This window comes from Gelidibacter mesophilus DSM 14095, from assembly GCF_000423005.1.
Classification (GTDB): Bacteria; Bacteroidota; Bacteroidia; order Flavobacteriales; family Flavobacteriaceae; genus Gelidibacter; species Gelidibacter mesophilus.
This window is the reverse complement of record NZ_AUHD01000012.1, coordinates 50,064-64,030: the sequence shown is the minus strand read 5'-3', so window position 1 is coordinate 64,030 and position 13,967 is coordinate 50,064. Positions and strand designations below refer to the sequence as shown.

The following is a 13,967-nucleotide window of genomic DNA, read 5'->3' as shown; positions in this document are numbered from 1 at the left end:
TCTTTAGGAATTAATCCAACGTCTATGAGTGTGCATATCGAAGCTAAAAAAGGAGAAATAGCTGAAACCATTCTTCTTCCAGGGGATCCGTTAAGAGCAAAATGGATTGCCAATACATTTTTTGAAAACCCAAAACGCTTTAACAATGTTAGAGGCATGCTTGGATATACGGGCACCTATAAAGGCAAGCGTGTTTCAACGATGGGCACAGGAATGGGCGTCCCTAGCATTTCCATTTATGCCCACGAATTGATTACAGATTATGATGTGAAAAACCTGATAAGGGTTGGAAGTGCTGGGTCTTACCAAGAACATGTCAAGTTAAGAGATATCGTCTTGGCTATGGCTGCATCTTCTACTTCGGGAATTAATGAACTCCGCTTTGGTGGTGCTGATTTTGCGCCTACTGCCGATTTTGGCCTTTTTCAAAAAGCGATTGAAGCAGCGAAAAACAAGAATATCTCTTTAAAGGCAGGAAACGTTTTGACCAGTGATGAGTTTTATGCCGATGATTTTGAATCCTATAAAAAATGGTCGAGATTTGGTATTCTATGCGTTGAAATGGAAACTGCTGGACTTTATACAGTTGCCGCCAAACATGACGTCAATGCTCTAAGCATCTTAACTATCTCAGACTCATTGGTTACAGGAGAGCGCACCAGTACAAGTGAAAGAGAAACTACTTTTAAGGAAATGATTGAAATTGCGCTGGAATTGGCTTGATACTATTTATTAAAAAACAAACCATGATACGATATTTGGCAATGATCTGTTTTGTTCTATTGTCGGTGAATTCATTCGCCCAAAAGAACCATTCTTCAGAAATCACCACCTATTATTTTATTCGACATGCTGAAAAAGATCGAAGTGATCCTTCAGAAAAAGATGCACATCTCACTGGGGATGGTTATAAAAGAGCAAGGCATTGGAGCGAAATCCTACAACACATTCCGTTCGATGCCGTATATTCTACAGATTACAACAGGACCAAAGAGACAGGGCAGCCTACAGCTGCAAAAAATCAATTGGACATGATCACCTATAGCGTAAGCAATGGTTATGATGATGCTTTTAAAACCGCAACGCGTGGAAAAACGGTTTTGATTGTAGGCCACAGCAATACAATTCCTGATTTTGTAAATGCGGTGATTGGAACTAAGAAATATGTCGATATTGATGATGCCAACAATGGCAACCTTTATATCGTAACGATTAGCAACGACAAAACTACTGACCTCGTGCTCACAATTAATTAAGTGCTTTTACCGTAATGTTTTTAAGTTCTATCCTAGAAAGTAATTGCAACTTATCCGCAATGAATAAGGCGTCAATATTCACAAAATCAATATTTGAAGTGGTAGGTTTGTAGTTGTTATAATCTGCAAACCGTAAGCCGTTCACCTCCCTAACATTGAAAGCTTCTCTAAACCGAAATCCCTGGCCGTCTATCTCTTTATAGGAATAAGCTAAATAATCTACCGTCAGCCGCCCTCTGCTGATCCAATATATAAATTCATCCTCATAATCTTCACCGCCACCGTCTTCTGAAAATGTGACTTTAATTTTATGATACTCATTTCCTTTTATTTCTGTTGTACCTAAATATTCCTTATGAACAGCCTTCCCGTCCAAACCATATGGAAGGACAGCAAAATAATGCACAGAATTGACAGAAGCACTATATAATGAAACGATGGAATCAACAAGATGCACTTTTTCCCCATTTCTATAACGTTCAAATCCGGAGTTGCTCAGCACATCTCTAATTTCAGAAATTGAATCCTTAAAATGGCGCTCCAATTGAAATTTTCCATGGTCGCGAAGTGCTCTATAATGGATGTCTCTAAAGTCAAAACTGATATTTGAGTGGTCAAATAAACGCCCTCCTGCAACTTCTATCGATTTTTGAATGATAGCTTCAGCAGATGCCGTATCAATTGTTTGCTGTTCTTTTTCCTTACAATTGAAAAAGGTTACCAGTACCACTAAAACAAAAAACTTCCGAAACATATTTTAATTTTTTATATGAATTTGTAAATTTAAAGATTACGGATGCGTCTTCCGCAAAAGTTATCTTAAATGTTTTATCTTTGGCTTCCTATGCAAAAAAACATCAACATAAAAAACAGAAAAGCGCGTTTCAATTATGAAATTTTGGATAAGTATACCGCAGGAATTGTTTTATCAGGCACGGAAATAAAATCCATCAGAAGCGGCAAGGCCTCTATTGCCGAAAGTTTTTGTGAATTTAACGCCAAAGGAGAGCTTTTCGTGATCAATATGAATATTGAAGAATATGCATTTGGAAATTACTACAATCACAGACCAAAAGCTGAACGTAAATTACTTTTGAACAAAAGAGAACTAAAATCGCTCAACAAAGATGTTCAGACCAAAGGCTATGCGATTGTTCCCTTACGCTTGTTTATAAATGACAGAGGCCTTGCCAAAGTGGAAATTGCTTTAGGTAAAGGAAAAAAATTATATGACAAGCGCGATACTATTAGAGACCGCGAAAACAAGAGAAATCTTGATCGGATTAAAAAAATCTATAGTTAGAACTTCAGAATAGACCAATTTCCATTACTTCAATTGCATTTATTATGATAAATAGTATCGGGAAAACCCTATTCAAACATAAAATTTTTAATGCACTCCGCTTTTCGATTGTAGATCTTAGCTGCCAAAACACTTATTTACTGCGGTAATGTAGAGATTCCACAAAACAATTTCTCATTTGAAGAAATTCAATTATTTAAGATTGCTATAACAAATACAAGACGTTTTTATAACTAAGTTTGAAATGTTCATAGGCAACCATTTCTATATTAAATGCGTCTATAGAAATAGAACCCTAACTTTATGTTTAAAAATTTACTCGCTTTTTTGCTTGTTATGAGTAGCCTACAGGCCTTTTCTCAAATAAAAGGTCGCATCACAGACCAAAAAAACGAGGCACTTCCCTTTGTCAATATCTATATAGAAAACACATTTACCGGCACCACAAGTAATGATGAGGGCTACTACGAGCTCAATCTTGTTAAATCTGGCACCTACACGATCGTATTTCAGTTTTTAGGCTATAAAACGGTGAAGAAAAAAGTAGAAATTGAGCATTTCCCATATCTGTTGGATGCCACACTTATTGAAGAACAAATTTCATTAAATGAAGTTGTCATTAAAGCTGATGAAAATCCTGCCGATATCATCATGAGAAAGGCCATTGCGGCTAGAAAAGTGAATCTAGAAAAAATTAACGCCTTTAAAGCTGATTTCTATTCGAGAGGCTTAATCCGCATCAAGAATGCACCTCAAAAATTCTTTGGACAGGAAATGGATGATTTCATGGTAGGCCTAGATTCTACGCGAAGTGGTATTTTATATTTATCCGAAACTATATCGGAAATTGAGTATATGCGTCCCGATAAATTAAAAGAAAAGATTATCGCTTCAAAAGTGAGTGGTGACAACAACGGATTTAGTTTTAATACGGCCAGTGATGTTGATTTTAATTTTTATAATAATACGATCGAATTGGGCAACCAGATCATATCTCCCATTGCCGACTATGCGTTTAATTACTATAAATATAAATTAGAAGGAATTTTTTATGATGACAAGGGAAACCTCATCAATAAAATTAAGGTAATTCCTAAACGCGAGAACGATCGGATTTTCTCTGGAACCATCTATATCGTGGACAATCAATGGACAATTTATGCCCTAGAATTGAATATTACTGGGATTCAGGCACAAATTCCGCCGGCAGAGGTCATCACCATCAAACAAAATTTCTCATATTCAGATAAAGACCAAATTTGGGTCATGATTTCCCAAGGACTCGATTTTAGCTACTCTCTTTTTGGTTTTAAAGGTGACGGACGCTATACTGCGATTTATAGCAACTATAATTTTGCAACTGAATTGACAAAAAAGTCTTTTGGAAAGGAGATTTTATCCTTTGCTGATCAAGCCAATAAAAAAGATTCCACCTATTGGAGAAGTATGCGTCCAGTGCCGCTAACCGACGAAGAAATTGGTGATTATTTATTAAAAGACAGCATTCAGATAGTGAGAAAATCAAAACCCTATCTCGATTCTATTGATGCCAAGAATAATAAATTCAAGATCCAAGACATCCTTTTCGGTTACAATCACAAAAATTCGTTTGAAGATTGGTCAGTTGGCTACAGTTCGCCCCTCTCCGATTTTCAATTTAATACCGTTCAAGGTTATAACTCGAAATTAAGTTTTTATTATCGGAAAAATCAGGACGAATACCGTCGTTATTTCTCGGCCAATGCCTCCTTACAATATGGTTTTTCTGATGAACGCTTAAGAGGAACGGCTTCTTTTGGTTACAAGTTCAACAATGTCAAAAAACCATTTCTGTCAATTTCGGGAGGTGTTATGACGGAACAATTTAATGACACCCAACCCATTTCTCCTCTGGTAAACTCCGTGAGCTCTTTGTTTTTTATGGATAATTACATGAAAATATATGATAGGAGCTTTGCACATATTGGTTATTCGCAAGAAGTTTCCAACGGCATTAACATCTATAGTTCATTAGCTTATGAACGCCGGAAAGCCTTAGTCAATACTACTGATCAAGTATTTTTTACGGATAGAAACGATGCCTATACCAGTAACGACCCTCTAACTCCAGGGGTATTTGGCATTCCCGCTTTTGATACCCATAACCTAATAAAATTCAACCTTAATGCCCGTTTTAATTTTGGTCAGGAGTATTTAAGTTATCCAGATAGCAAAATAAATATACCTGATAGCAAATACCCAACGCTTATTCTAGGGTATGAAAAAGGATTGGCAGCTTCAGAAAATCGCTATAATTATGATCAACTTAAAGTGCGCGTTACCCAAAGCTTAAGCGTTGGAAATAAAGGGGAATTAAAATATAATATCAAGGCAGGCACTTTCTTTAATGCCAAAGACATTGGATTCATGGACTACTACCATCCCAATGGCAACCAAACTCATATTGGAACATCAAGCACGTATATCAATGTGTTCAACAATTTGCCGTATTATGCCCTAAGCACAAACACCTCGTACTTGGAAATGCATGCTGAACATGATTTTAAAGGCCTTCTTCTAAGTCGTGTGCCATTGTTAAACAACCTCAATTACAATTTAGTGATTGGTGCCCATGCGTTCGCAACCGAAAGTCAACAGCCTTATCAAGAGTTTTCTATCGGGATTGACAATATCGGATTTAAGAAATTTAGATTTTTACGTGTGGATTATGTACGATCTTACCAAAGCGGCTATCAAGGAGATGCCATTATATTTGGATTGAAATTTTTAAATATTATTGAATAGCGCATTTGCAACAATAATTAAAAAGCACGGGACCAATTAATTTTTATCTTCTAAAAGTGGCACAAACCTAAATTCGCCATATTCATGCTTTTCAAAATCCTTTAGTCCATTTCTAATAAACAAGGTCATGGTTTGCACTTGGTCTCCAACAGGAATTACCAATCGGCCACCAACTTTTAACTGGCTCATCAAGGGTTTTGGGACAAAGGGCGCTCCGGCTGTTACTATAATACTGTCAAATGGCGCTTCTTCCTTTAGACCTTTATAACCATCTCCAAAAATTAATTTTTTAGGACGATACCCAAGTTTAGGAAGAAATTTACTGGTAATTTTAAAAAGTTCTAACTGACGTTCAATGCTGTAAACTTTTGCGCCCAATTCGCACAATACAGCGGTTTGATACCCACTACCTGTACCTATTTCCAAAACATTGTCTCCGGGTTTTATTTGCATGAGTTCGGTTTGAAAGGCCACGGTATAAGGTTGTGAAATGGTCTGATCAGCGGCAATAGGAAAAGCTTTGTCCTGATAGGCATGATCCAAAAAACTAGAATCCATAAATAAATGCCTTGGAATTTTACCGATAGCTTTAAGCACCTTTGCATCAGTAATCCCTTTATCCTTTACAATGTCAACAAGTTGCTGCCGCAACCCCTTATGTTTAAACGTATCTTTCAAAGCGGTGGTTAGATTTTAGGCTAAACTACTTCAAAAAAGAGCAAAAGACAAATCAAATTCCAAATTCCCTGTCTACCGACAGGCAGGCAAATTCCAAATTTTTAAATCTATTGTTTTTATTGAAATTCGAATGTGAAAGGATAGATTGTTATTCATTCTTTAGAACCCCTGATACGGTATTCAGTTTGTTGGTTTTGCACTGGTGGATGTGGAAAGCACACTTCAAGCTATTAACTTCCCACTTCGTGCTTCTTATTACCTTCCGGCTTGGTGCTTCTGACTTGGTGCTTCCAGCTTTTTTCTCTATCTCTTTTCTTTTTTTCTGCTTCAAAAAAAAGCTATTTTTGTATAAAACGTATAATTTATGTTAAAAGCAGGAGTTCTTGGTGCTGGCCATCTTGGAAAAATTCACTTACGCCTTCTTCAGCAATCTGAAAAATTCGAACTGATTGGATTTTATGATGCGGATGAAAGCAACGCCAAAAAAATTAAAACTGAATTTGGTTATAAATATTTTAATACCATTGAAGCCTTAATCAATGCTGTTGATGTTGTAGATATTGTGACACCTACCTTGTCTCATTATGAATGTGCCAAACTGGCGATTTCTAAGGGCAAACATATCTTCATTGAGAAACCGATTACCAATACAGTTGAGGAAGCTGAAACTATCAGAGCCTTAGTTGCGCAAAATCATGTAAAAGGTCAAGTGGGACATGTGGAACGTTTCAATCCAGCTTTTAAAGCTGTAAAAGATCAAATTGACAAGCCCATGTTTATTGAAAGTCACCGATTGGCAGAATTTAATCCGCGAGGCACAGATGTTCCCGTTGTTTTGGATCTGATGATCCATGATATTGATATCATTTTGAGTGTGGTAAATTCTAAAGTGAAGAATATTTCGGCAAGTGGGGTGTCGGTTATTAGTGAGACGCCAGATATAGCCAACGCACGTATTGAATTTGTAAATGGTTGTGTGGCCAATTTAACGGCAAGTAGAATCTCCTTGAAAAACATGCGAAAAACGCGCTTTTTCCAAAAGGATGCCTACATCTCAGTCGATTTTTTAGAAAAAAAATGTGAGGTCGTCAAAATGAAAGATGCGCCGTTAGTTCCTGGTGATTTTGATATGATCCTTCAAAACGCGGAAGGTATCAAAAAGCAAATTTATTTTGATAATCCTGATATTTCAAACAACAATGCTATTTTGGAAGAACTGGAGTCCTTTGCTGACGCCATCAATGATAATACAACACCAATTGTTACACTTCACGATGGCACCGAAGCTTTAAGGGTAGCAACCATGATTATCGATCAGTTTTAATAAGCACGTCCTTTCCTTCGTGACTGAACAAGGAATATGGCAAATGTTCCGAATTTTATCTTTTACGTTTTTAATACGGCATCATAACGAACAAAAAGTTCCTGAATCTCATACGTGGATTCGAAGCACATAATTTTTAATCAAACACTAACAATAGTTCATCTTTCCGTCCGCGGACAGAAAGTCTAAGAATAAAAATAATTTATCAATGAAAAATATAGCAGTAATTGGAGCCGGAACCATGGGAAATGGTATTGCACATACTTTTGCTCAAAGTGGTTTTAAAGTACAATTAATAGACATTCATGCAGATTCACTAAAAAAAGGATTGGAAACCATCACAAAAAATTTAGATCGGATGCTTGCCAAAACACATCTTACAGCAGCTCAAAAACAAGACACCTTAAACAACATAACCACTTTTACGGATATGGCCGAAGGTGTGGCCTCTGCAGATTTAGTTGTGGAGGCTGCCACTGAAAACTGCGATCTAAAACTAAAAATATTCAAACAGTTGGATGATATCTGTGCTAAAAACACCATTTTGGCATCCAACACCTCCTCCATCTCAATCACCCAAATTGCCGCTGCGACCTCTAGACCAAAGCAAGTGATTGGTATGCACTTCATGAATCCGGTGCCTATCATGAAGTTGGTTGAAATTATCCGCGGTTATAATACAAGTGACGAAGTGACCAAAACCATAATGGAACTTTCAAAAACTTTAGGAAAAGACCCTGTGGAAGTTAATGATTATCCAGGTTTTGTAGCCAACAGAATTTTAATGCCAATGCTCAATGAATCCATTGAAACGCTGTATAACGGTGTTGCTGGTGTTACGGAAATAGACACCGTTATGAAACTCGGAATGGCGCACCCGATGGGACCATTACAATTGGCTGATTTTATTGGGTTGGATATTTGCCTTTCCATTTTAAATGTGATGTATGATGGCTTTAAAAACCCCAAATATGCACCATGCCCACTGTTGGTGAATATGGTAAGCGCCGGAAAATTAGGTGTCAAATCCGGTGAAGGCTTCTATGATTATTCTGAAAGCAGAAAAGCGGAGAAGGTAGCGAAGCAGTTTTTGTAGTTGGCAGTTTACTGTCCTTAATAGAACCTCTTCAGGAGCCAATTTTTAAATATCACAGTATACATTTGAAGATAACCTTGAGTTGTTTAAGCAACTGCACAATCCCACCATAATTCTTGTAAAACCACGAAACTCTAGGTCTGTTGTCTGATAACTACGGACTAAAAACCAAAAAAATGGCCAACATCATCCCATTCAAAGCAGTAAGACCAACGCGCGATAAAGTGAGTCTGGTAGCAGCGCGTTCTTATCAAAGCTATACTTTGGAGCAACGTGAATCACGGTTGCGGGACAATCCGTTTTCGTTTTTACATATTGTAAACCCTGGTTACAAATATGACAAACAAATCTCGGGGGAAGCGCGCTACAACCTAGTCAGAAACAGGTATTTGGAATTCAAGGAAGATGCTATTTTTGTACAAGATGACAAACCTTGCTATTATATATATCAAATTACAGATAGGGATGAGCAAGTTTTTAACGGTATTGTAGCGGCAGCCAGTGCGGAAGATTATGAAAATAATGTCATAAAAAAGCACGAAGATACTATTGAATACAGAGAAGTAATTTTCAAAGACTATTTAAAGACGGTTGGCTTTAATGCAGAACCTGTACTCCTCACCTATCCAGATAATGAGGCGATTGCCGAAATTATTGATAGGGTTCAAAAGGATCGTGCAGAGTTTGAGTTTACGACGACATACCGAGACACCCATTTGCTATGGAAAGTTGAAGACGACGATCAAATTCTAAAAATAACACAGGAGTTCCAGCAGATGGAAACAATTTATATTGCGGACGGCCATCACAGATCCGCATCGTCCTATTTGCTTTACAAAGACTTAAAAGCTGAACACAATGAAAACTCTGGTTTTGAATCTTATAACTTTTTTATGAGTTTCCTCATTCCAGAATCTAATTTACGAATTCATGAATTCAATCGGGTCATTAAAGATTTGAACGGGTTGACCAAAGAAGAGTTTTTGATTCAATTGGACATGTTATACCGAATTGAAAACAGAGGCCAAACGCCTTTCGTTCCTACAAAATTACATCATTTCAGCATGTATTTAGATGGCGAGTTTTATTCGCTCTTCCTTCGGAAATCAGCTTATATTATAAAAACCTCTTTAGATGCATTAGATGCCCAAGTTCTGTTTAAAACCATTTTAGAGCCTATTTTAGGAATTCATGATTTAAGAAACGACGAAAGAATTGGTTATATCAATGGAAAAAAGGACATTGTATCGATGAAAACCGCCGTAGATAGCGGTGAGTATAGGGTTGGATTTGGCATGGTTCCCGTACGTATTGATGAAATAAAATCTATTTCAGATGACGGATTTAAAATGCCTCCAAAGAGCACATTTATAGAGCCGAAATTGAGAAGTGGCGTCACTATTTACGAATTTTAAAACTGAATTTGTTTGTGGTTCAGGCTTACTGGCAAAGAACAAACAATTGAATAACATAGATGATATGAGCATACAACAAAATCTTCAGGATATTAGGGCAACAGTGCCGGAAGGCGTTACTTTGGTTGCTGTTTCTAAAACAAAACCGGTCAGCGAAATTATGGAAGCTTATAATGCCGGACAACGGGTTTTTGGAGAAAACAAGATCCAAGACATGGTTGAAAAGGAAGCAGAAATGCCCAAAGATATAGAGTGGCACATGATTGGACATGTCCAACGGAATAAAGTCAAATATATGGCCGAGTTTGTCAGTCTAATCCATGGCGTTGATAATTTTAAAATAATGAGAGAAATTGATAAACAAGCGAAAAAGCATGATAGGGTTATCAACTGTCTGCTTCAAATAAAAATTGCGGAAGAAGATTCTAAGTTCGGCATGACCTCAGCGGACGCGCAAGACATTTTGAAATCTGAGGATACCTTAAAACTTAAAAATGTGTGTATTGTAGGTGTCATGGGAATGGCTACATTTACGGACAATCAACAACATATAGAAAAGGAGTTCAAAAAATTAAAATCCATTTTTGACGAGCTCAAAGAATTAAAAATAACTGATTGTCAATTAAAAACTATAAGCATGGGCATGAGTAGCGATTACCAAATTGCAATTGACTGTGGGAGCACCATGATTAGGGTGGGAAGTAGTATCTTTGGTGAGCGAAATTACTAATATTTATTATCGACAATTTAAAACATACCTGAACAACAAATCACTAAACAGCACGCATTATTTACGCAATATTAGACATAGAAACCACTGGTGGCAAATTTAACGAGGAAGGCATTACTGAAGTCGCCATCTATAAATTTGACGGTCATACGGTTGTTGATCAATTTATCAGTCTTATCAATCCGGAACGGGAAATCCAACCCTTTGTAGTCAATTTGACCGGTATTAACAGCAAAATGCTACGCACTGCCCCCAAATTTTACGAGGTTGCCAAGCGTATTGTCGAAATTACTGAGGACTGCATTATTGTGGCTCATAATTCTGAATTTGATTACCGTATCCTACGTACGGAGTTTAGCAGATTGGGTTTTGAATTTAAGCGCAAAACATTGTGTACGGTTCAGCTATCCCAAGAAATAATGCCAGAACAGGAATCTTATAGCTTAGGAAAATTGACAAGAGCCTTAGGAATTCCTGTAAGCGATAGACACCGTGCTTCAGGAGATGCTATTGCCACAGTAAAACTCTTTAAATTACTGTTGGCCAAAGATGTAAAAAAAACAATTATTCAGGATGCAGTAAAAGCAGAGCCCACGTATAAAATGGCTACTAATCTCAAAACTATTATTGATGAGCTGCCGTCTATCACTGGAGTGTATTACCTACATGACACTTATGGTAAAGTTATATACATCGGAAAGAGCAAGAATATAAGAAACAGGGTCAATCAGCATTTTACAAATCCCAAGTCAAAGAAATTACAAAATAAGGTTGCAGCTGTAACTTATGAAGCTACAGGCAGCGAATTGGTTGCGCTTTTAAAAGAGAGTGCGGAAATAAAACAGAACAAGCCCTCTTTCAATAGAGCAAAGCGCCAGAGTGTTTTTACTCATGCACTTTATAGTTTTACAGATGAGCACGGCTATCTCAATTTAAAGATTGATGACGCAGATGGCAGAAAAAAACCGATTACTACATTTTCCAATAAACAAAATGGCAAGCAATTTCTAATTAGTGCTGTAGAGACCTACAACCTCTGCCCAAAATTAGTAGGACTGGGTTCCGACAAAACAAAGTGTTTTCAATATCAAACTAATAAATGTGAGGGTGCCTGTATTCAAGAAGAAAGCCCGAGCGATTATAATCTAAGAGTCCAAGAATTGATATTTAAAAACAGCTATAACAATCAGGATCTGATGATTATCGATAAAGGCAGAGCCTTAGATGAGCGCAGTGTGTTACTCATAGAAAATGGTGTTTTTAAAGGTTATGGTTACTATAATCTCAATTTTCAAATTACCAATAAAAAAGTTTTGGAGTCTATTATAACACCTATGGAAGATACTAGAGATACTCAGCATATTATCCAAAATTATCTCAGAAAAAACAAACAGATCAAAACGATACCACTCAGCTAATGAAACACCTCTCCCTTATCGCTTTCCTACTCTTTACCTCCCTCTCTTTTGCTCAATCTTCTTTCAATTCTGATTCTTTTATAGTAGGCAGAAATGATATTGAAACCACAACATTTGAAACAGATTCCACAGCAAATGCTTTGGTTATCTATGAATATGGTAACAGTTATATTGACAAGGATAGCTACACCCTCAAAACTGAAATTAAACGGAAAATCAAAATATTGAACAGAGAAGGCTTTGAAAGTGCGACAGAAAAAATATATCTCTACAAAGACAATAGGCGTAAAGAAAAGGTGACAAAAATTTTTGCAACCACTTACAATGTTAAAAATGGTACGGTTATTAAAACAGATCTGAAACCTGAAGATATCTTCGAAGAAGCCTATAATGATAAATATACCATCATTAAATTTACGTTGCCCAATATTCAAGAAGGATCCGTTTTTACGTATAGCTATCTATTAGAATCGCCTTATATATATAAATACTACCCGTGGAACTTCCAAGATGAAATACCTAAATTATATAGTGAATACCATACCAGTATTCCGGGTAATTATGAATATAATATTAAGTTGGTGGGCACCCAAAAATTGGACTCGAGTGATTCCAAGATTGTAAAGAACTGTTTGAGCGCCTTCAATGGAGCTTCGGCAGACTGCGCCAACACAACCTATATAATGAAAAACATTCCGGCATTTGTAGCCGAAGAGTATATGACGACTAAGTCTAACTATCTTTCTCGGTTGGAATATGAACTTAAGGTGTTTAGAGGTTTTGATGGCACAATAGACAACATTACAAAAACCTGGAAAGATGCCGATAATGAATTACAAAGTGATGGAAATATTGGAACTCAATTACGAAAAAGCACTGGCTTGAAAGATGAAGTTACAAGTATGCTATCCGACAAAATTAACCCCTTGGTCGTTGCCAAGGATATTTATAAATATGTTCAAGACCACTATGTCTGGAATGGGGACTATAAGCTATTTAATGAGGTTTCTATAAAAAACCTTATCAAGACAAAATCCGGTAAGGTATCTGAAATCAACATTCTACTGCATAACATTCTTGAAGAAAACAATATTGAAGTAAAGCCCGTACTGCTCTCAACACGAGATAACGGCTTTATCACCACTTTATATCCTGTCATTTCAGATTTCAATTACCTTATTGTTCAGGCAACAATTGATGGCGAAACCTATTTGTTAGACGCCACAGATCCTTATTTAAGTTTTGGACAATTACCGTTTAGATGCTTAAATCAGTACGGACGGTTATTGGATTTTAAAAATGGCAGCGACTGGATTTCAATTGATGCGAAGCCGTCTTCAAGCATTCAGTATCGGGTGGATTTAAAAGTAAATGACGAGATGGTCAGCGGAAATGTCAAGGCTAAATATTTAGGATATAATGCGCTCGATAGAAAAAAAACGTATTTCAAAAATCAGAGCATGTATATTGATCAAATTGCAGACCATCAATCAGAAATCACGGTGAGTGCGCACGACATTATCACACAAGAAAAGAACTCAGAAGAATTCAATGAAACCTTTCATGTTGAGATCAACGACAACAATACCAATAATGAGCTCATATATATAAACCCTTTTATTTATAAATTCTTCGACCATAATCCGTTTAAATTACAACAAAGAACTTATCCCATTGATTTTGGTTACAAACAATCCTACCTCTATAGTGTTCAAATAGATTTAGGAGGTAATTATGAGGTGGTAGAAATGCCAAAGCAATTAAATCGTAAATTGCCTAATAATGGTGGTGATCTGATTTTGACATCGACTGTTCTTGATGAAAAATTAGTCGTGTATTTCAAGTTGAACTTTACAGAGCCTCTCTATGATCCTATTTACTACGGAACATTAAAAGTCTATATTGACAAGGTATTGGATATCCAAAAAAATTCATTAGTTGTATTAAAGAAAAAATAACCAAT

12 protein-coding genes are annotated in these 13,967 nt (G+C 36.6%); 10 read left to right on the top strand and 2 right to left on the bottom strand.

Annotated features, from left to right (window positions below):
* The first annotated feature begins 24 nt into the window (after positions 1–24).
* Both deoD and G525_RS0113910 read left to right on the top strand, forming a co-directional pair.
* Positions 25–723 carry a purine-nucleoside phosphorylase gene (deoD, locus tag G525_RS0113915; RefSeq protein WP_027126720.1) on the top strand — a complete coding sequence of 233 codons (699 nt, stop codon included), beginning with the start codon at positions 25–27 and terminating at the stop codon, positions 721–723.
* Positions 724–746: 23 nt separating this feature from the next.
* Complete coding sequence (locus G525_RS0113910) at positions 747–1,256, top strand: SixA phosphatase family protein (RefSeq protein ID WP_027126719.1); 510 nt, start codon at positions 747–749, stop codon at positions 1,254–1,256.
* Here G525_RS0113910 and G525_RS0113905 read toward each other — a convergent pair.
* A complete protein-coding gene (locus G525_RS0113905; protein ID WP_027126718.1) occupies positions 1,249–2,010 on the bottom strand; it encodes a DUF6503 family protein in 762 nt (253 codons plus the stop codon). The two genes, G525_RS0113910 and G525_RS0113905, sit on opposite strands and share 8 nt — an antisense overlap.
* 90 nt (positions 2,011–2,100) lie before the next feature.
* Between G525_RS0113905 and smpB the strand changes: the two genes are divergently transcribed.
* Positions 2,101–2,559, top strand: coding sequence for an SsrA-binding protein SmpB (gene smpB, locus G525_RS0113900; protein WP_027126717.1), 459 nt, complete (start codon positions 2,101–2,103; stop codon positions 2,557–2,559).
* A gap of 303 nt (positions 2,560–2,862) precedes the next feature.
* The gene (locus G525_RS0113895; protein ID WP_027126716.1) at positions 2,863–5,343 is read left to right on the top strand and encodes a DUF5686 and carboxypeptidase regulatory-like domain-containing protein; all 2,481 of its coding nucleotides are present in this window, start codon (positions 2,863–2,865) and stop codon (positions 5,341–5,343) included.
* A gap of 36 nt (positions 5,344–5,379) precedes the next feature.
* On the opposite strand, the gene G525_RS0113890 is transcribed toward G525_RS0113895, so the two are convergent.
* Positions 5,380–6,021: a protein-L-isoaspartate(D-aspartate) O-methyltransferase gene (locus G525_RS0113890; protein WP_027126715.1), complete on the bottom strand. Its 642-nt coding sequence runs from the start codon at positions 6,019–6,021 to the stop codon at positions 5,380–5,382.
* Between the two features lie 364 nt (positions 6,022–6,385).
* Here G525_RS0113890 and G525_RS0113885 point away from each other — a divergent pair, with 364 nt between their 5' ends.
* The 6 genes from G525_RS0113885 (at position 6,386) to G525_RS0113860 (ending at position 13,962) form a co-directional block, all read left to right on the top strand.
* Complete coding sequence (locus G525_RS0113885) at positions 6,386–7,345, top strand: Gfo/Idh/MocA family protein (protein WP_027126714.1); 960 nt, start codon at positions 6,386–6,388, stop codon at positions 7,343–7,345.
* Positions 7,346–7,553: 208 nt separating this feature from the next.
* On the top strand, positions 7,554–8,441 hold the full coding sequence (locus G525_RS0113880; protein WP_027126713.1) for a 3-hydroxyacyl-CoA dehydrogenase family protein: 888 nt from the start codon (positions 7,554–7,556) through the stop codon (positions 8,439–8,441).
* A 176-nt stretch (positions 8,442–8,617) separates the two neighbouring features.
* Complete coding sequence (locus G525_RS0113875) at positions 8,618–9,856, top strand: DUF1015 domain-containing protein (protein WP_027126712.1); 1,239 nt, start codon at positions 8,618–8,620, stop codon at positions 9,854–9,856.
* A gap of 64 nt (positions 9,857–9,920) precedes the next feature.
* Complete coding sequence (locus tag G525_RS0113870) at positions 9,921–10,586, top strand: YggS family pyridoxal phosphate-dependent enzyme (protein ID WP_027126711.1); 666 nt, start codon at positions 9,921–9,923, stop codon at positions 10,584–10,586.
* 59 nt (positions 10,587–10,645) lie between these two features.
* Positions 10,646–12,004, top strand: a complete 1,359-nt coding sequence (locus tag G525_RS0113865; RefSeq protein WP_027126710.1) for an exonuclease domain-containing protein — start codon at positions 10,646–10,648, stop codon at positions 12,002–12,004.
* Positions 12,004–13,962, top strand: a complete 1,959-nt coding sequence (locus G525_RS0113860; protein WP_027126709.1) for a DUF3857 domain-containing protein — start codon at positions 12,004–12,006, stop codon at positions 13,960–13,962. Before G525_RS0113865 ends, G525_RS0113860 begins: the two co-directional genes overlap by 1 nt.
* The last annotated feature ends 5 nt before the right edge of the window (positions 13,963–13,967 follow it).